The organism is Streptomyces sp. H27-H1 (assembly GCF_026627445.1).
Lineage (GTDB): Bacteria > Actinomycetota > Actinomycetes > Streptomycetales > Streptomycetaceae > Streptomyces.
In genome coordinates this window covers 12618-32102 of the sequence record NZ_JAPNLJ010000049.1, presented here as the reverse complement: position 1 = coordinate 32102, position 19485 = coordinate 12618, and the positions used below count along the sequence as shown (strand labels likewise).

12 protein-coding genes are annotated in these 19485 nt (G+C 73.9%); 3 read left to right on the top strand and 9 right to left on the bottom strand.

Annotated features, from left to right (window positions below; translation table 11 throughout):
* Window positions 1-168: 168 nt before the first annotated feature.
* Together mycP and eccB are read right to left on the bottom strand one after the other, a co-directional pair.
* Complete coding sequence (mycP, locus tag OTB20_RS34565) at window positions 169-1455, bottom strand: type VII secretion-associated serine protease mycosin (protein WP_267823688.1); 1287 nt, start codon at window positions 1453-1455, stop codon at window positions 169-171.
* Window positions 1455-3038: a type VII secretion protein EccB gene (gene eccB / locus OTB20_RS34560; protein WP_267823686.1), complete on the bottom strand. Its 1584-nt coding sequence runs from the start codon at window positions 3036-3038 to the stop codon at window positions 1455-1457. The genes mycP and eccB overlap by 1 nt, the downstream gene beginning before the upstream one ends.
* 261 nt (window positions 3039-3299) lie before the next feature.
* Here eccB and eccE point away from each other — a divergent pair, with 261 nt between their 5' ends.
* From eccE to OTB20_RS34545, 3 genes are all read left to right on the top strand, one after another.
* On the top strand, window positions 3300-4583 hold the full coding sequence (eccE, locus tag OTB20_RS34555; RefSeq protein WP_267823684.1) for a type VII secretion protein EccE: 1284 nt from the start codon (window positions 3300-3302) through the stop codon (window positions 4581-4583).
* Window positions 4580-5326 (top strand): hypothetical protein, encoded by a 747-nt coding sequence (locus tag OTB20_RS34550; protein WP_267823682.1) that lies wholly within the window; start codon window positions 4580-4582, stop codon window positions 5324-5326. The genes eccE and OTB20_RS34550 overlap by 4 nt, the downstream gene beginning before the upstream one ends.
* Window positions 5327-6140: 814 nt before the next feature.
* Window positions 6141-8870 (top strand): SCO5717 family growth-regulating ATPase, encoded by a 2730-nt coding sequence (locus tag OTB20_RS34545; RefSeq protein ID WP_267823680.1) that lies wholly within the window; start codon window positions 6141-6143, stop codon window positions 8868-8870.
* An 83-nt stretch (window positions 8871-8953) separates the two neighbouring features.
* Here the strand turns inward: OTB20_RS34545 and OTB20_RS34540 are convergent, their stop codons facing one another.
* From OTB20_RS34540 to OTB20_RS34510, 7 genes are all read right to left on the bottom strand, one after another.
* Entirely contained in the window at window positions 8954-9922 is a 969-nt protein-coding gene (locus tag OTB20_RS34540) for a bifunctional riboflavin kinase/FAD synthetase (RefSeq protein WP_267823678.1), read from the bottom strand.
* A gap of 56 nt (window positions 9923-9978) precedes the next feature.
* Entirely contained in the window at window positions 9979-13590 is a 3612-nt protein-coding gene (locus OTB20_RS34535) for a trypsin-like peptidase domain-containing protein (RefSeq protein WP_267823676.1), read from the bottom strand.
* Between the two features lie 298 nt (window positions 13591-13888).
* Window positions 13889-14797 carry a tRNA pseudouridine(55) synthase TruB gene (gene truB, locus OTB20_RS34530; RefSeq protein ID WP_267823674.1) on the bottom strand — a complete coding sequence of 303 codons (909 nt, stop codon included), beginning with the start codon at window positions 14795-14797 and terminating at the stop codon, window positions 13889-13891.
* Window positions 14794-15249, bottom strand: coding sequence for a 30S ribosome-binding factor RbfA (rbfA, locus tag OTB20_RS34525; protein WP_267823672.1), 456 nt, complete (start codon window positions 15247-15249; stop codon window positions 14794-14796). The genes truB and rbfA overlap by 4 nt, the downstream gene beginning before the upstream one ends.
* Before the next feature lie 27 nt (window positions 15250-15276).
* Window positions 15277-15570, bottom strand: a complete 294-nt coding sequence (locus OTB20_RS34520) for a DUF503 domain-containing protein (protein WP_267823671.1) — start codon at window positions 15568-15570, stop codon at window positions 15277-15279.
* Between the two features lie 163 nt (window positions 15571-15733).
* Complete coding sequence (gene infB / locus OTB20_RS34515) at window positions 15734-18886, bottom strand: translation initiation factor IF-2 (protein ID WP_267823669.1); 3153 nt, start codon at window positions 18884-18886, stop codon at window positions 15734-15736.
* Window positions 18887-19038: 152 nt separating this feature from the next.
* Window positions 19039-19323 carry a YlxR family protein gene (locus OTB20_RS34510; RefSeq protein ID WP_267823667.1) on the bottom strand — a complete coding sequence of 95 codons (285 nt, stop codon included), beginning with the start codon at window positions 19321-19323 and terminating at the stop codon, window positions 19039-19041.
* Between the last annotated feature and the right edge of the window lie 162 nt (window positions 19324-19485).

Genomic DNA, 19485 nt, shown 5'->3' with positions numbered 1-19485 from the left:
GCGGCGGAGCGGTACTTCGCGGGGGCGGTTTTCAGCCACGCGCCCCTGGATCCCCCTCCGCTTCACGCACCATCCCCGATCACAGTCGTGAAGCCTCCGAACACTGTAGTCAGTTGATCGGCCTTACCCAACACAGCCCTTTGGGTTCTGTCGACGAACTGTGACTGTTCACTGCAAACGGCGCCTTCGAATCCGGGCGTCGCGGACCACGGTGGCGGTCCCGGCGATCACGGCGATGAGCACGCCGCAGATCCCCAGCGCGTACGCACCGAGCCGCTCGTCGCGTTCGCGCGCCGTCTCGCTCGTGCGCATCTCGGCCGGTTCGGGGGCCGCCGCCCGGGGCGGTCCGGGGTCCGGGACGGGGGCCTTGGGGGGCTCCCCTGCGACGGCGGACTGGGTGAGCGCGCGGACCGGGTCCACCACGCCCCAGCCCACGTAGTCGTCGTGGCCCTTCACGGAGCGCTCGGCGGTGTTCTGTAGCTGCCAGACCACTTCCCGCGCGGTCCACTGCGGATGCTTGGCGCGCAGCAGGGCGGCGACCCCGGCGACGTAGGGAGCGGAGAAGCTGGTGCCGTTGTCCACGCACTGGCCGAAGCCGGGGACGGTGGAGACCATGTCGACCCCGGGCGCCGCGATCCCGACGAAGGATCCGGGCTGGGAGAAGGCGGCGCGCTCGTTGTTGCGGTCCGAGGAGCCCACGGCCAGGACGCCGGGGAAGGCCGCCGGGTAGGTGGGGCGCTTGCGGCCGGTCAGTCCGTCGTTGCCCGCCGAGGCGATGACGACCACGTTGGCCTCCACGGCCTTCTTGACCGCCTGGCCGAGCTTCGAGTCCTGGGTCATCGCCACCTCCGTGTCCTGCGAGATGTTGATGACCTGGGCGCCCTTGGACACCGCGTGCGTGATGGCCTCGCTCAGCGTCTCGGCGTTGCCGTTGCCCTGCCCGTCGTTCTGCCGGATCGGGATGATCGTGGCCTCGGGGGCGAGCCCGACGAAGCCGGTACCGGGCTTCGGGCGGGCCGCGATCAGACCGGCGACCTTGGTGCCGTGCCCGACGGTGTCCGCGGTGCCGTCGCCCTTGGCATCGAGGAAGTCCCGGCCGGCCCCGATGTCGAGGGCGTCGCTGAGCTGCGGGTTCACCCGGTCGACGCCGGTGTCGATCACCGCTACCCGGACGCTCTTCCCGTCCTTGGAGCGACCCCTGGTATCCGCCCAGAGCTCATCGAGCAACAGCCGCTGCAGCGCCCAGGGACGGTCCTCGATCTGTTTCTTCATCGGGAAGGTGCACTCGCCGGCGCCCGCGAGGCGCAGCGGCGGGTACGGGGCCTCGCGCGAGGCCCGGTAGACGTGCTGGTTCCCGTACTGCCCGTTCCCGTACGAGGGCTGCGGCGCGGCGCTCAGGGTGAGGGCGGCGGCGGCCAGCAGGGCCGCGAGGGCCGGCTTCGGTGTGCGGCGCATCACGAGCCCTGGGGCTGGCGGGCGGAGTTGCTGTCGAGGCGCGGGCCCTTGGAGAGGAATTCCGACCAGGCGATGGGCACCGTCACCGGGACCACGTCGGCGTATCCGAGCCGGGCCTGGGCCTGGCTCGGCGCGGGGCGGCCGTCGGAGGTGGCCGGACCGCTCTGGCCGGAGCTCGCGCTCGGTCCGGGTGAGGGCTGGGCCGCGTCGCTGTCGCCATTGGCCTGGACGGCGTAGCGCAGGCCGGTGTCGGTGACCAGGAAGAGCGCGCCGCCCGCGGTGGTCTGGCGGCCCTGCGCCTGGGTGTAGAGCAGGCCGGTGCCCGGAGTGACGTAGGCGCTCGTACCGGTGGCGGTGATGTCGACGGGGAATCCGGTGCCGGCCCAGGTGCTCAGCGTCTGGCTGCCCCGGGCGTCGACCGAGCGCAGGACGCTGCAGACGGTGTCGCGCGCGTCCGCGGCGGCAGCACCGGCCGCGCGGACCTCGTTGATCCGGCCGGTCTTCTTCTGCGGCCATTTCGCGTCGCCCTTGAAGGGGACGCGGCCGGGGTTGAGGGACTGGAGGTCCACCTCGTGGGGCTTGCCGTGCATGTCGAGGCGGTCGGTCCCGGGCGAGGAGATCATCAGCCAGGCGACGAAGTCGGAGACGGGGACGACCTTTCCGGGCACCACCAGGTAGTGCTGCGCGCCCGAACCGGTCACGGCCTTCAGCACCATGCCGACCTTGTCGTCGGTGCTGGCCAGGCCCTTGACCCCGGCGGCCGTTCCGGCTTTCCCGCCCGGCAGCTGGGGGAAGGCCAGGTCGTCGCCGGAGCCGAGGGTGGCCAGCCACTCCTCGGTGACCGGCTGCGGGACCGCGCTGCCTCCGACGAGGGCGTTGGTCATCGTGCGCGTGTCCGCGGTGCCCTCGGGGAACTTGTACTTCACGCCCGCCGCGTCGACGAGGTACCGGCTCCTGCCCGGGCCGGTGCTCTGGACGTACAGGGCCTGGGAGTCGGAGAGCCGGCGGCCGTCGTCCATCAGCTTCGCCTCGCGGTCGGCGAGGACGAAGGTCGCCGTCTGTACGCCCCGGCCGTTGCCGCCGGGCTGCTGGCACACCGCCCAGCGCTTGGCCTTCCCCGCGTCCGCCGGAGCGGGCAGCCGGTCGGGGGCGTACGGGATGCCGATGATGGGACCGCGCGGGAGCTTGCCCGCGTCCAGCACCTTGTCCTGGACCTGGACGACCTTGGCCTTGTTGGGGTCGAGCAGCAGCCGGGCGGAGGCCAGGTTGAGCACCGGGTGCAGCCGGGTCTGGTCCTTGCCGTCGACCTTGGTGGTCAGGACGACGTAGCGGGTCGTCGAATCCTTGCCGACGATGACGTGGTCGCCTGGTTTGTCCCAGCCCTTGGGCGCCGTCGGCTTGAACATCCCCCAGGCTCCGAAGGCCGCGAGGACGAGCGCCGCGGTCACCACACCGGGCAGAACCGCGCGCAGCGGTCGTGGAGCACCCTCCTCGGACCCGCTCGCCGAAGGCTGAAGGAACGCGGCCACCGTGCGTCGCTTCGCAAAGGTGTACGCGTTGAGCTCGTCACGTCGTGAGGCCATGGGCGCCTGATTCTCCCCGCACGGCCCGGGCGGTGGGTTCGGTCGCCGGGCCTCGATTGTCCGACCGGCCACCTACTATGCCTCTTGACGGAGGGTCGGTGGGGGCCGGGTAGGGTGAGGCAGCCGCTCCACGCCTTCCGGGCCGGGGGAAACAGGGGTGTTGGGGCGGATTGGGGAGATTCCGGGGGTGAGCGGGCCGGCTGTCGCGCGCGCTCCCGGAGCTCAGGGGTGCGAACCCCGGAAAAGTGAGGTGCGCGAGTGATGGCCACTGCCGCGAGGCCGCGGACCGGGGCGCCCGCACCCGCACGCGCCGGAGTGACGCCGCATCCGAAGTCCGGCCCGGGACGGTTCGGACCGTTCCGATTGCAACAACTCGTACTCCTCCAGGTCGCGGCGGCAGCGCTGTTGGCGGCCTGGGTCGTGGAACCGCTGCTGCTGGCCCCGGCCGGTGTGCTCGCCCTGGTCCTCGTCCTGCTCGCGGTCGTACGCCGGCACCGGCGCTCGCTGCCCGAGTGGATCGGCGGCGCACTGGCGCTGCGCGCACGCCGGCGCCGGGCCGCCGCCACGGCGGTGCCGGCCGGCACGGAACCGGGGCTGGCCCCGCTCGTCGAGGCCGATCCGGCGTTGCGAACGCTCACGTTCAGCGAACGGGAGCGGCACCGTGACCGGCGGCCCGTCGGGATGGTCGGCGACGGCACCTTCCTGACCGCGGTGGTCCAGGTCGACATGGACGCCACCGCGCTGCGCCCCGACCGGGCGGCGCGGCCGCTGCCGCTGGCCCTCGTACGGGACGTCCTCGAAGTGGACGGCATCCGGCTGGAGTCCGCCCAGGTGGTGCAGCACACCCAGCCGGCTCCGGCCCCCCACCTGCCGGCCCAGTCGATGGCCACGCGCAACTACGCCCCGCTCCAGGCCCTGACCGGGAGCCCGGCGGTGCGCCTCACCTGGATCGCGCTCAAGCTGGATCCGGAACTGTGCCCCGACGCGGTCATCGCGCGCGGCGGCGGGCTGCCGGGTGCGCAGCGGTGTCTGGTGCGGGTCGCGGACCAGCTGGCGAGCAGGCTCACGGGGGCCGGGTTCCGCGCGACCGTGCTCACGGAGCAGGAACTGACGGGCGCTCTGGCCACCTCCTCGTGCGCGAACCCGATGGCGATCACCCAGGCGGGTAGATCGGCGGCCACGGGACGGCGTACCGAGGAGACCTCGCGGATCTGGCGCTGCGACGACCGGCGGCACACCACGTACTGGATCAGCCGCTGGCCCCAGCTCGGCGGGATCGGGGCGGGACTGCCGCAGTTCGTCGCCCTGTTGACCTCGCTGCCGGCGCTGGCGACGAACTTCAGCCTGACGATGACCCCGGCCGCGCGGCACGAGGTCACCCTGACCGGGCACGTCCGGGTCACCGGGCGCAGCGACGAGGAACTGGTCTCCGCGCGGCGCGGACTGGAACAGACCGCGCGGGGGGTCAAGGCCGGGCTGGTGCGGCTGGACCGCGAGCAGGTGCCGGGGCTGCTGGCCTCGCTGCCGCTGGGAGGAACGCGATGAGGGGTACGGGCACGGGAAGGCGCGCAGGTTCGGGTTCGGGCTCGGCGCGAGGCGGCTTCGGGCTGGTCGGCCCGCGCCGGGAGCGGCACGTGCTCCAGGCGGCGGAGCTGGACGAGCTGGCGCTCCCGGTCGGGGACGACGGGGTCGTCATCGGCGTGGACTCGGGGGGCCGCCCTGCGGTCCTCGGCGTCAACCGGCCGACGCCGTACGAGGTCACCCTGATCGGCGGCCTGTGGACAGCGCAGGTCCTGGCGCTGCGGTCGGCGGCCACGGGGGCGCGGGTGACGGTGGAGACCGGGCGCGGCCAGGTGTGGTCCGGCCTGGCGCAGGCCGCGGGCGGTGGCCAGCAGTGCGTGACCCTGCACGACGTGGGCCGGGTGCCGCCGCAGGGAGCGTCGGCGGGCAGCCCGGTCCTGGTGATCCGCGACTGCGGCATGCGCCCGCCCCGGGGCCGCGTGGCCGCGGGACCCTGGCAGTCGGTCCTGACCCTGCTCCCCTACCTGAGCCCGGCGGCCCCCCGGCTGCTGCGCAACTCCTCCCTTGTCGGCGTCCAGCGGGTCTCCCCCGACGAGGCGGAGCAGATCGGCCGCCTGATGCGGCTGCCCGCGGCGGCGGTGGAGTCACTGCCGACGCTCGGCGACGGGGTCACCCTGTGGTGCACCGAGCGGGACCGGCAGTTCGTGATGACCCAGCCGACGGACGCGGAGACAGGCCTGCTGGGTCCGGCACGGCGCATCGACTGAACCGGGGGCGGCGGCCCGGACAGGCGCCGGCAGCCCCGCCGTGAGGTTCAGCCTCACGGGGGAACCTGGGGCGAGTGGTTGGCACTCGGGGGCGGTGGTCGGGGGATCCCGGTGCGCGGGGTCGTCGGGCGGGGCGGAGCCTCGGATCGGGCGGAGCCCGGATGTGCGGACCGGCCGGGCCGGTGACCGCGGACCGGGCGGGAGCCCGGACGGACCGGTGGGCCTGTGGACCGGCTGACCGGCTGACTGACTGACTGACTGACTGACTGACCGGGTCAGGCGATCCGGGACACCGGTGGGCGTCATGGACGGGCCGGGAACGGGTAGAGCTTGTACGGACGTGGAACCGGCCTGCCCGCGGGCCGGGAACGGACAGGCTCTTACAGGCAGACCAGCCGCCCCCGGGCCGGGAATCCGGATCGCTGAGAACCAGCAGTCCGGGAAGCGTCGGGCCGGAACGAGCGGACCGGCAACGACAGCACGGGATCCGGCACACCGGAACGGGCCGGGCCTGCCTGCGGATCGGCGGATCGGCGGATCGGGGTCGCGCGTGCCGGTGCTCACGGTCCTGAAGCGGTAGCGCGAGCCGGGCGGGCCCGGAGCGGGGCGGGCGGGCCTGTGGGGTGGCGGGCCGGGGGCCGGGGATTGGCCGGGGGCGCGGCCGTATGGGCAGGATGGACGCGGCCCCCTGCCCCGTGGTCCGCCCCGGGTACGGGCTGACGGGGGCGGAGACCGGCTGCGGGACACGATTAGGCTGGGCGTCGGCGTGGCGCGGTGGGACGCCGGACCAATGTTCGACAGACCAGGAGGACCAGTGAGCGGCGATCGGAACGAGAGGCGCGGCGGGACGTGGGACGTCCCGACGGACGATCAGTCCGACGCGGAGCCCGAGCTGACGGGCGAGTTCACCATCGACTACACCCCGCCCGCCTGGTACACGCAGGGCGCGGCACCGGCGGCCGCCGCGATCCCGGGCCTGCCGGAGGGCAGCGGCTTCGAGCCCCACCGGCCCCCGTCGGACCTGGAGACCCCGCCGACGATGCGCATCGCCCCGCCGGCTCCGCGCACGGAGTCGAACGCGCCGGCCCCGGCCCTGCCCTACCCGGGCACCCCCGACGCACCCACGGCGCTGACCACGGACTCCCCGGCCGCCCCGTACGTTCCGGCCGCGGGCCCCTCCGTCCCGCCGTACTCCCCGGCCCCGGAGGCGTCCGCCCGGTCCTACCCCCCGGCCCCGGACGCATCCGCCCAGTCCTACGCCTCGGCCTCAGGCGCATCCGCCCAGTCCCCCTCGGCCCCGGGCGGCGCCGCCCCGCACCGCACCCCGGCCCCGGATGCCGCCCCGTCGGCGTACCCGGGTGCGCCCGTTCCGTCGTACCCGGCTGCCGCGGACACCGTCTCGCCGCCCCGCACCCCGGCTCCGGACGCCCCGCTCCCCTCCTACTCACCGGCTCCGGCCCCCGCCGCCCCGCCCTATCCCTCGGCGCCGGACACCCCCGCCGCGGCCCACACACCGGCTGCGGGTACCTCCGGCCCGGGCGCCGCCCAGCCGCTGCCCTCCTCGGGCCCCGACGCCGCACGCACCGCCGCGCCGCAGGCCCCGGCGCCGGTCCGCGACGACAGTGCCGCTGCGCCGCCCCCGGTTTCCGCGCAGGCAGCCCCGCCCACCGACCCGCCGTACGCGTCGGGCCCGCAGGCCCCGATCGGTCCGGGTACCGAGGCCGCGGCCGCTCCCGCGGACGTGCCGGCCCCCTTGGGCGAGCCGTACGCCCCGGCGCCCGCCGGTGCGCAGAGCACTGACCCGGCCGCCCCGGCGGCGTATCCGGGTGCTGCCCGGCCCATCGATCCCCCGGTCGAGCGGGGCGCCCCGAGCGACCCGTACACCTCCGCGCCGACCGGCACGGAGTACGGCACCCCGCCCGCGCACCCGGAGGCATCGGCGTCGTCGTACGCCGGCACCCCGCCGTACCCGAACGCGGCGCAGGCCGACGGCACGCCGCCCGCCACGGTCCGTACGCCGGCTCCCCCCGAGGGGGCGGTCATTCCGGCGCCGCGCACGGCGAACACGTTCGGGGGATCAGCCGGGGCCGAACTGCCGCAGCGCCCAACGGACTTCCCCGCACCGGCCGATCCCCAGGCCGGCTACGACATCCCCCCGCCCGCGCAGAACCGGCCCCAGCAGCCGGACCCCGGCTACGGGTTCCCGCACGCGGGGCAGAGCCGGCAGCCGGACTCCGGGTACGAGGTCCAGCACGCGGGGCAGCCGCAGCAGCCCCAGCAGCCGAACCCCGGTTACGGATTCCCCCCGCCCTCCCCGCCCGTGCAGCAGTACGGCGACCCGCGCGGCGGCGGCCAGTGGCAGCAAGGCCCCCAAGGGCCGCAGGGGCCTCAAGGGCCGCAGGGTCCCCACGGGCACGACCCCCGCTACGGCGCTCCCCAGCCCTCCGGCGGCGCTCCCCTGGGGTACACCGCGGCCGTCGAGCTGTCCTCCGACCGCCTGCTCCGCGGCAAGCAGAAGGCGAAGAGCGGCAACAACGCCTCCGGCGGCGGCCTGTTCCGCTTCGGCGGCAAGGCGGCCGAAGCGGAACGGCGCCGCAAGCTGGAGCTGATCCGTACCCCGGTCATGTCCTGCTACCGGATCGCCGTCATCAGCCTCAAGGGCGGCGTCGGCAAGACCACGACCACCACCGCCCTCGGCGCCACCCTCGCCACCGAGCGCCAGGACAAGATCCTGGCCATCGACGCGAACCCCGACGCCGGCACCCTCGGCCGCCGCGTGCGCCGCGAGACCGGGGCCACGATCCGGGACCTGGTCCAGGCGATCCCGTACCTGAACTCGTACATGGACATCCGGCGGTTCACTTCCCAGGCCCCCTCCGGCCTGGAGATCATCGCCAACGACGTGGACCCCGCCGTCTCGACGGCCTTCAACGACGAGGACTACCGCCGGGTCATCGAGACGCTCGGCCGCCAGTACCCGATCATCCTCACCGACTCGGGCACCGGCCTCCTCTACTCCGCCATGCGCGGGGTCCTGGACCTGGCCGATCAGCTGATCATCATCTCGACTCCGTCCGTGGACGGGGCGAGCAGCGCCAGCACCACCCTCGACTGGCTCTCCGCGCACGGGTACGCCGACCTCGTCTCGCGCTCCCTCACCGTGATCTCCGGGGTTCGCGAGACCGCCAAGATGATCAAGGTCGAGGACATCGTGCGGCACTTCGAGACCCGCTGCCGCGGTGTCGTCGTGGTCCCGTTCGACGACCACCTCGCGGCCGGCGCCGAGGTCGACCTCGACATGCTGCGGCCCAAAACGCGCGAGGCGTACTTCAACCTCTCCGCCCTGGTCGCCGAGGACTTCATCCGCGTCCAGCAGCAGGCGCCGCAGAACCACTGGGGCCAGCCGCAGCAGCAGCACCCCCAGCCGGGCCAGCCCGGCCAGCCGTACAACCAGCCCCCGCAGCCCTACCCCACCCCCGGGCAGCCCTGGCAGCAGCAGCCCCCGCAGCCCGGCCGGCCCCCGCGCGACCCGCGCCTCGGCTGACACCGCGCTGCGCCGCGCAGCCGGCAGACGCACGAAGGGCCCGTACCGACCTGGAAACCAGACCGGTACGGGCCCTCCCGCGTTCAGCAGCCCTGGCGGGCTTCCGCGTCGTAGGACTCCGTCAGCACCCGCGCACGCTTCACGTCGTCCGCGATCGCCTCCAACAGCCCGTCCAGCGACTCGAACTTCGCCATCCCGCGCACGTAGGCGAGGAAGTCGACGGTCACGTGCATGCCGTACAGGTCCAGGCCGACCCGGTCGATCGCGTACGCCTCCACGGTCCGCTCGGTGGCGTCGAACTGCAGGTTCGTCCCCACCGAGATCGCCGCCGGCATCCGCTCGCCGTCGGCCGTCAGCCAGCCCGCGTACACCCCGTCGGCCGGGATCGCGGTGTGCGGCTGCGTCTCCACGTTCGCCGTCGGGTAGCCGAGCTCGCGCCCGCGCTGTGCACCGCGCACCACGACGCCCTCGACCCGGTGCGGGCGTCCCAGGATCTCGGCCGCGCCGTCCATGTCGCCCTGCGACACCAGCTTGCGCGCGAGCGTGGAGGAGAACGGCACGCCGCCGCCCGCCTCGCCGCGCTCCACCAGGTCCACGACCTCGACCTCGTAGTCGTAGGTGGCGCCCAGCTGCCGCAGGAACTCCACGTTGCCGGCGGCCTTGTGGCCGAAGCGGAAGTTCGGGCCCTCGATGACCGCGCACGCGTGCAGCTTGTCGACGAGCACCTTCACGATGAAGTCGGCCGGGGACAACTGTGAGAACTCCGCCGTGAACGGCAGGATCAGCAGCGCGTCGACGCCCAGCCCGGCCATCAGCTCGGCGCGCCGGTCGTAGGGGGCCAGGATCGGCGGGTGGCTGCCGGGGCGGACGACCTCGCTCGGGTGCGGGCTGAAGGTGACGACGACGGAGGGGACGCCGAGCTCGCGCGCCTTGGCCACGGCGCGTCCGATGATCAGCTGATGACCCCGGTGGACGCCGTCGTAGGAGCCGATGGTGACGACGCCGCGCCCCCAGTCCTGGGGGATGTCCTCCAAGCCACGCCAGCGCTGCACTGTGACCGCTCCTCGCCCGAACCCTGTAGGCCCTGTCCTGGTTGCCGATTGCAGGTCTAAGACTGCCATGCCGGTGGCCGGTGCCCATCATCGGCGTCGTCCGACGCGGACACGCTGTGACCGAGGGTCTCGACGGTCCGGCGCGCACTCGGCCCCAGCAGCGCCGCCGCCTCCTGCGGCGCCCGCTCCAGCCAGCCGGCCACCAGTGCGCCGAAGGCCGGTTCGGCCCGTGCCAGCTCGACCGTGCGCCGCTCGAACACCGCCGGCCCGCCCGGTGCCCGCAGCAGCTGCCGGCCGGTGCGCCGCAGCAGCTCCCGGGTACGGTCCGGCGCCCCGGTGGCCGCGCCCGCCGCCAGCGCGCCGAGGAAGGCGTCGAGCACCGCCGGGTCGAGCTCGCCCCGGAGCAGCACCCCGGCCAGCTCGCCCCGGAGCGTGTACGAGGGCTCCGTGCCCGGCGCGGCCAGTACCCCGGCCAGCGCTGCCCGTACCGAGGGCGGACCGGAGTCCAGCAGGTCCAGTACGAGCGGGCGGAGCACGGGAGCGGAGGCCAGCCCCTGTTCGAGGCGCCGGTCCACGAACTCGGCGGCGTGCGCGGCGTCCTGCGGGTGCCGCGCGAGGTGGTCCCGTACGAGGTCTGCCGCGCGCCGCGCCAGGCCCGGGGTGGTCAGCGCGGCCAGTGCGCGCACCACCTCCCCGTCGGCCCGCTCCCGCAGGGCGGCGAACACCGTGTCCGGGTCGGGCAGCACGGGCAGGGCGGCGACCAGCGCGGTGGCGGGCAGCCGCCGCCCGCGCGCGGGGTCGCGGAAGCAGGCGAGGGCCTCGGGGAGGTAGCGGGCCCGTACGTGGGGGTCGCGGAGCAGGATCCCGAGGGCGCTGCCGTGCAGGGAGGAGTCCGCGGGGCGGGCGAGGAGGGCCTGCGCGGCGTAGCGCAGCAGCTCGCGGTCGGCGGGGGTGCGCACGTGCGGGGCGGTGAGCGGCCCGTACGCGGCGGCCGCGACCCGGCGGCCGGGCCGCTCGTCGTGGGCCCAGCGGTCCACGGCCCGGCAGAGCGCGGAGGGCTCGTCCTCGGCGAGCACGGTGAGCAGTTCGTCGGCGCGGGGGTGCGCGGCGGTGACGAGCGCCTCGGCGAGATCGTCGACGGCCAGGCTGCGGTGGGTGTGCAGCAGTGCCTGCGCGGCGGTGGCGACGGTGGCCCCGGGCCGCCCGAGCAGCGGCCGTTCGTCGCGGAGCCAGTCGCAGAGCAGCGGCTGCACCAGCCGCGGCGCCCGGACCAGCCGTCGGGCGGCGGCGGCGAGATGGCGGTGGTCATGGGGCACCAGCCGGCGCAGCAGCTCGAACCGCTCCTCCTCGGCCACCCGCACCCGGGTCCAGAACCATCCCCCGAACTCTCCCTCCGCCTCTGCCCGCGCGCCTTCTCCCTCGGCGTCTTCTTCTTCCTCCCTTTCTTCCTCTCCCGCTGCCCCGCCGGCCTCGACGGGCCGGACCGCCCACGCGGTGGTGGTGCCCGGGCCCGGGATCCCCAGGGTGCCCGCGTACGCCGCGGAGCCGGCCGGCGTCGGGACCGCAGGGGCTGCCGGGGCCGCCGCCGGGCCGGGGCCGTCCGCCCCTGACCCGGGCGGGTCGCCTGCTTGTGGCGCGGGCCTGGTCAGGTGGACGGCCAGGGCGTGCAGGACCGGCAGGTACGGCGTGGCGTCGGGGGCGCGCAGGAGGGTTTCGCCGACGAGCCGGGCCGCCCACCAGCGGGCCTCGGGGTCGGCGGCGGCGTCGAGGGCGGCCACGAGCCGCTCCAGCACCGCTCCCCGTTCCCCGGGGGGCAGTAGGCGCAGAGCCTCCAGCACGGGCCCGATGCGGTGCCGGGGAACGTCCCGGCCCAGGGTGTCCAGGGCGGCGGGGAGGTCCAGGTGAGCGGCCTGAAGCCAGTCGGAGAGCTCCTCGTGGGCGAAACGGTAGCCCTCGCCGGCGGGCACCAGCAGCCCTTCGGTGAGCGCCGCGGAAGCCCAGCCCGACCGCCAGGGGAAGAGCTCCTCGAAGGAGGCCCGGTCCAACTGCCCCTGGCCCGGCCCCAGGCACCGCCGCGCGGCCTCGTGCACCCGCCCGGCCACACGCGCGGCCAGCCTGCCCACCCCGGGCCCGTACACCCCGGCGGTGTCCTGCCCTCCGGCGCCGCGCGGATCCGCGGCCCCCTCGGGTGCACCGGGGTGCGGGGGCGCGGCGGACACCCGGACGGCCACGCGCAGGCACAGCAGGTCCAGGTACGCGGCGAACACCTCGTCACGGGACGGACGGCCCGCGGTGACCCCGGCCGCGCGGACCTCCGCGAGCAGCCGCAGCGTGAGCGGGTGCCGGGCGTCGCCTCCCGCGGCGGCATCGGGCGGGAGCCCCAGCCGGGCTGCGGCCGGAGCCGCCTCCTGCGGGGTGAGATCGCCGATCGGGACCGCGGGCGGCAGCCGCCGGGCGGGCCGGGCCGGGGTGCAGAGCATCCGCGGCGGGTAGAGCCTGCCGGCCGACTCCCAGTGTTCGGGACGGGCGGCCACGGCCAGCCGGGCCCCGGTCGCCTCCAGCCAGGCCGCGGTGGCGGCGGTCCACGGCCCGGCCCGCTGCGCGAGCCGCGGCGGCATCTCCTCGGGGCCGTCGAGGACGACGAGGAGGGCCCGCCCGGCCGAAGCCGCGAGCGAGGCCAGCGCCGACGCCGGCTCCGGCGCGGGTCCGTATGCCGGTGCCTCCAGGATCCGCGCCGCTTCCGTCAGTGCCCGCGTCACCGCGTCCGCCAGCGAGGTGTCCTCGGCCCGCAGGTCGGCGCCGCGCAGCCAGAGGGTCGGGGCCGGGCGGGGGCCGCGGGTGCGGCGGAGCGCCAGGGCGGCGAGGGCCGTGGTGCGGCCGGTGCCGGGGCGGCCGACCAGGGCGAGGACCGGGCGGTTCCCGGCGGTGAAGGCGTCCAGTGCGGCGGCGATGGCCGGGCGGTCCACCGGCTCGGGTCCGCCCGCGGCGAAGGCCGGGCCCAGTGTGGTCCCGGTGAGCTGCAGGGTTCCGGCGAGGTTCAGGTCGGCGCCGTAGCCCGGCACGGTGGCGGCGTTGCGTTCCAGCAGTTCGGCGAGCGGCCCGCCGGGATCGGCTGCGCTCGCCGCGGCGAGGGGCACCGCGAGTCCCCCGGTGCGGTGCTCCGCCTTCAGAGCGGCGCTCAGTACGGCGAGCACCGCTCCGGTTGCGGCGTCCAGCACGGGGCCACCGCACGCCTCGCCGTCGAGGCGCAGCGCGTCGCGCCCGTCGGTCCCGATGGCCAGCTCCAGCGCCGCCGGGAGCAGGTGGCACGCGGTCGTCGCCGTGTACGTGGCCTCGGCGGCGCCGAGCACCCGCGCCTGGCGCCAGCCCCGCGCGGACAGCCGTACGTACGTCCCGGGATCGACCACCCCCCGCGGCGCGACCGGCAGCGGCCGCGCCCCGAGCCCGTCACTGCGTACGAGCGCCAGCCCCAGCTCCGGCAGGGCGGTCACGTCCGAGGCCCCCGCCACCCAGGTCCGCTCCCCCGGCGCCGGCCCGTGCAGGACCACCCGGGCCAGTCCGGCCACGGCCTCGTGGCTGGTGAGCACCGTCCCGCGGTCGTCCGCGACGAAGCCGCTCCCTCGCGGCCGCCCGGCGAGATCGCAGATCCTGATCAGTTCCGCCGTCACCGCACCACTCCCCGCCGCACGCGCCCCGTAGCCACGACCGTAGGCAGGTGAAGATCAGCGGGAAAAGCACGCGTGGCGAAAGCGCCCCCTTACGCTCCCTCCATTCACTCCGAGCGCCTGCTCGGACGGGTGAATAAAGGGGTCCGGGTGGATAGAGACCTACCCGAGGGGGGTCGTGGAGCGGTGAGCAGCAGTCCATGTGCGCTCATCGCTCCACGTCAATCGATGACCGGGGGCGTACGACGAAGGCCGGCCGCCCCGATGGGCGACCGGCCGTCCCAGCCGAAGTCCGGCCGCCTCAGACGAAGACCGCGAGCGACTTCGCCTTGCCGCCCTTGCTCTCCACGAGTCCGAGCAGCCGGCCGTCCGGCCCGTAGACCGCGACCGCCTTGCCGGGCTCGTACTCCTCCGGCATCTCGATCCGCACGCCGTTCGCCAGCAGCGCCGCCCGCCGGGTGTCCAGCTGCCAGCGCGGGAAGGCGGCAGCCGCCGCGTCGCCGATCGGCATGACGGTCAGCTCCTCCTGGAGCTGGTCGAGCGTGCGTGCCTGGTCGATCTTGTACGGACCCACCCGCGTGCGCCGCAGCGCCGTGAGGTGCCCGCCGACGCCGAGGTCGGCGCCCAGGTCCCGAGCGAGCGCGCGGATGTACGTACCACTGGAGCAGACCACGGAGACGACGAGGTCGACGACCTTGGTGCCGTCCTCGGCCTCCGCCTCCCGCATGTCGTACAGCTGGAACGAGGAGACGGTCACCGGCCGGGCCGGGATCTCGAATTCCTCGCCGTCACGGGCGCGCTTGTAGGAGCGGACGCCCTTGATCTTGATGGCGCTGACCTTGGACGGAACCTGCATGATCGCGCCGGACAGCTTGGCGATGCCCTCGTCCACGGCCTCCCGGGTGACCCCGGTGGCGTCGGTCGACGAGGTGAGCTCGCCTTCGGCGTCGTCCGTCAGGGTGTTCTGACCCAGCCGGATGGTGCCGAGGTACTCCTTCTCCGTGAGCGCGAGGTGGCCGAGGAGCTTGGTGGCCTTCTCGACGCCCAGGACCAGCACGCCCGTCGCCATCGGGTCGAGCGTGCCGGCGTGGCCCACGCGACGGGTCTTGGCGATCCCGCGCATCTTGGCGACCACGTCGTGCGAAGTGAAACCGGACGGCTTGTCAACGATGACCAAGCCGTCCGGAGTCTTTCCTGCGTCGGTGCTCATTCGGCGACTGCGTCCCCGTCTTCGTCGTCCTCTTCGGGCTTCTTGTACGGGTCGGCGTCGCCGGCGTACTTCGCGCCGGAGGACACCTCGCGCACCTGGGCGTCAGAGGCCCGCGCCTTGTCGAGGAGCTCCTCGATGCCCTTGGCGGTCTCCGGGAGGGCGTCCGCCACGAAAGTCAGGGTCGGCGTGAACTTGGTCTGCGCCGCCTGGCCGACCGCGGAGCGCAGTACGCCCTTCGCGCTCTCCAGGCCCGCTGCCGCATTGGCCCTGGCCTCGTCGTCCCCGTAGACCGTGTAGAAGACCGTGGCCTCCCGCAGGTCGCCGGTGACCCTGCTGTCCGTGATGGTCACGTGCGTACCGAGGCGGGGGTCCTTGACCCCGCGCTGCAGCTTCTCGGCCACCACCTCCCGGATGAGGTCCGCCAGCTTCTTCGCCCGCGCATTGTCGGCCACTGGTCCGTCTCCTTCTTCGTCTTGCGGTCAGTCTTCATCACCGTGGAGCCGCCGTCGTACCGACAGCAGCTCCACTTCCGGACGTGCCGCGACCAGCCGCTCGCAGCGGTCCAGTACATCCGAGAGGAACCCCGTGTCCCCACTCACCAGAGCGACCCCGATGAGGGCCCTGCGGTGCAGGTCCTGGTCGCCCACTTCAGCCGCGCTCACAGAGAACTTGCGCTGGAGCTCGGCCACGATGGGCCGGAGGACGGAGCGTTTCTCCTTCAGCGAGTGAACGTCGCCGAGGAGTAGATCGAAGGACAGAGTCCCCACGTACATGCAGTTCCGGATATCCCGCCGGTGCGGGTTCGGTGGCCTGCCGGCCGTCGCGCGGCAGGGTCATCAGAACCGTACACGCAACGGCCGGGGCCGATCGACGGATATTCCGCCGACCGGCCCCGGTGTTACAGCTACCTACGACACGGTGCGAACCGCCTCGCGCTTACGCGCGGGGCTTCTCGCGCATCTCGTACGTCGCGATGACGTCGTCGATCTTGATGTCGTTGAAGGAACCGAGGTTGATACCACCCTCGAAGCCCTCGCGGATCTCGGTGACGTCGTCCTTGAAGCGGCGCAGACCGGAGATGGTGAGGCTCTCGGCGATGACCTTGCCATCGCGCAGGAGCCGCGCCTTGGTGTTGCGCTTGACCTCGCCGGAGCGGATGAGAACACCCGCGATGTTGCCCAGCTTGGACGAGCGGAAGATCTCGCGGACCTCCGCCGTACCGAGCTCGACCTCTTCGTACTCCGGCTTGAGGAGACCCTTCAGGGCCGCCTCGATCTCCTCGATGGCCTGGTAGATCACCGAGTAGTAGCGGACGTCGACACCCTCGCGGTCCGCCATCTGCGCGGCACGGCCGGCCGCACGGACGTTGTAACCGATGACGATGGCGTCGGAGCCCATCGCCAGCGAGATGTCGGACTCGGTGACCGCACCCACACCGCGGTGCAGGACGCGGATGTCGACCTCTTCGCCGACGTCGAGCTGGAGCAGCGAGGACTCGAGAGCCTCGACCGCACCGGACGCGTCGCCCTTGATGATGAGGTTGAGTTCCTGGATGAGACCGGCCTTGAGGACCGAGTCGAGGTCTTCCAGGGACACCCGGCGGACGCGCTTGGCGAAGTTGGCGTTGCGCTCTCGCGCAGCACGCTTCTCGGCGATCTGACGGGCCGTGCGGTCCTCGTCGACGACGAGGAAGTTGTCGCCGGCGCCGGGGACGTTGGTGAGACCCAGGACCAGGACGGGGGTCGACGGACCCGCTTCCTCGACGTTGTTGCCCTGGCCGTCGAGCATGGCGCGCACTCGGCCGTAGGCGTCGCCCACGACCATCGTGTCGCCGACGCGGAGGGTACCGCGCTGGACGAGGACGGTGGCAACGGCACCGCGGCCGCGGTCGAGGTGGGACTCGATCGCAATACCCTGAGCGTCCTGCTCCGGGTTGGCACGCAGGTCGAGCGAGGCGTCGGCGGTGAGGACGACGGCCTCGAGCAGGGAGTCGATGTTCAGACCCTGCTTGGCGGAGATGTCGACGAACATCGTGTCGCCGCCGTACTCCTCGGCGACCAGACCGAACTCGGTGAGCTGACCGCGCACCTTGACCGGGTCTGCACCCTCGACGTCGATCTTGTTGACCGCGACGACGATCGGAACGCCGGCGGCCTTGGCGTGGTTGAGCGCCTCGATCGTCTGCGGCATCACGCCGTCGTTGGCCGCGACCACGAGGATCGCGATGTCGGTCGACTTGGCACCACGGGCACGCATGGCGGTGAACGCCTCGTGGCCCGGGGTGTCGATGAAGGTGATCTTGCGCGCTTCACCGTTGACCTCGGTACCGACCTGGTACGCACCGATTTGCTGCGTGATGCCACCGGCCTCGCCCGCAATGACGTTCGTCTTGCGGATGGCGTCGAGCAGTCGGGTCTTACCGTGGTCGACGTGACCCATGACGGTCACGACCGGCGGACGCGGCATGAGGAATTCCTCGCCGCCCTCGTCCTCGCCGAACTCGATGTCGAAGCCCTCGAGGAGCTCGCGGTCCTCTTCCTCCGGGCTGACGATCTGAACCGTGTAGTTCATCTCGCCGGCCAGCATTTCGAGGGTCTCGTCGGAGACGGACTGCGTGGCAGTGACCATCTCGCCGAGGTTCATCATCACGGCGACGAGCGACGCCGGGTTGGCGTTGATCTTCTCCGCGAAGTCGGTGAGCGAAGCACCACGCGACAGGCGAACGGTCTCGCCGTGGCCGCGGGGCAGCATCACGCCGCCGACGGACGGGGCCTGCATGGCCTCGTACTCCTGGCGCCTCTGACGCTTGGACTTGCGACCGCGACGCGCCGGACCGCCGGGACGGCCGAAGGCACCCTGCGTGCCACCACGGGCATTGGGACCACCGGGACGCCCTGCGAAGCCGGGACGACCGCCGCCACCGGCACCAGCCGGACCGCCGCCGAAGCCGCCACCACCGGGACGGGGACCGCCGAAGCCGCCACCGCCGCCGGGACGCGAGCCCGGACCGGCCGGACGACCGGCGAAGCCGCCGCCCGCGGGACGACCCGCGCCACCGGCGCCGCCGGGACGGGCACCGCCCGCACCGGGACCACGGCCACCGGGGCCGCCGCCGGGACGGGGACCGGGACCACCGGCAGCGGGACGCTGCGGCATCATGCCCGGGTTCGGACGGTTACCACCGGGAGCACCACCGGGACGCGGGGCGCCGCCCTGCGGACGCGGCATGCCGCCCGGGGTCGGACGACCGGCACCGGCACCCTGCGGACGCGGAGCGCCGCCGGGGCCGCCCTGTGGACGCGGAGCGCCACCCTGGCCGCGGTCGGCGCCGGGGGCGCCGGGACGGGGAGCGCCGGCCGGACGGGGCGCCTGCGGGCGCGCCATGCCGGTGGAGCCACCAGAGGTGAACGGGTTGTTGCCCGGACGGGGACCGGCCGGACGGGCGCCCTGCGGACGCGGTGCCTGAGCACCGGGGCCGGCGGGACGCTCGGCGCGCGCCGGAGCGGCACCTGCCGGACGCGGGGCGCCGGGACGGGCGCCTGCCTGGCCACCCTGGGCCGCGGGGCGCTGCTGCTGCGCCGGACGCGGGCCGGGGGTCGCGCCGGGACCGGCGGGACGGTCGGTCCGCGCCGGGGCCGCGGCGGCCGGAGCCGCCGGAGGCGCGGAGAACTCGGTCGCCACGGGAGCCGCCGGAGCAGCCTTCGGGGCGGCCGGAGCCTTGGGGCCGGGACGGGGGCCGCCGGTGGCGGCCGGGGTCACCGGGGCGGGGGCGCTGACGGCCGGGGCCTCGGCAACGACCGGCTTGGGGGCCGGGGCGCCGGGCTTCGGGGCAGCGGGACGTGCAGCACCCGGGGTGGGAACCCCGGGCTTGGCGGGGGCGGCCTTGCGGGGCTCACCCGGCTTCGCAGCGGGCTTGCCGGCGTTGCCGCCGGGGCCCTGCAAAGCATCGGTCAACTTGCGTACGACCGGCGCCTCGATCGTCGAGGACGCCGAACGGACGAACTCACCGAGTTCCTGGAGCTTGGCCATGACGACCTTGCTCTCAACTCCGAACTCCTTAGCGAGTTCGTATACCCGGACCTTAGCCACTTCGCTCCTTTTAGGTCCGGGTTACGCCGGACCGTGTCTACTTCATGCTCGTACTCATCGCGTACTCATCGAGGGGTGCTCATCGCAATCTCGACCTACTTCCAACTCGCGAGGTACCTGACCGCACGGTGAAACCCGTGCCGTACTACTGCTTACGGTGTCGCCTCGGTCTGATCGGCCGCGGCTCGCAGATCCGCCGTGTCGAGCGGTCCTGCGGACCTGAAGGCCCGGGGGAACGCTCTACGGCGGACCGCCTGGTCGAGGCAGACCACGGCGGGGTGCACGTAGGCACCCCGGCCGGGCAGCGTACCGCGAGGATCGGAGACACATTTGTCACCGACCGCCACGATGCGCAGCAGATCGCTCTTGGCCGCTCGCTCCCGACACCCCACACAGGTGCGTTCGGGGCATGCGCGGGCTTGCGTCCGGCCAGACACGCTTAAGTCTACCTCCCCGCACCGACCTCACCCCTTCGGGTGAAAAATCGAACGGATGTCGTTGTGGTCTGCGGTGCCGGGTCCCGCCTCCGAAACCTCGGTGGCGGACATCCGTGCACGTCCGGCAGGGCTCTTGTCGTCCCTGCCGCTTCCTGTGTACCG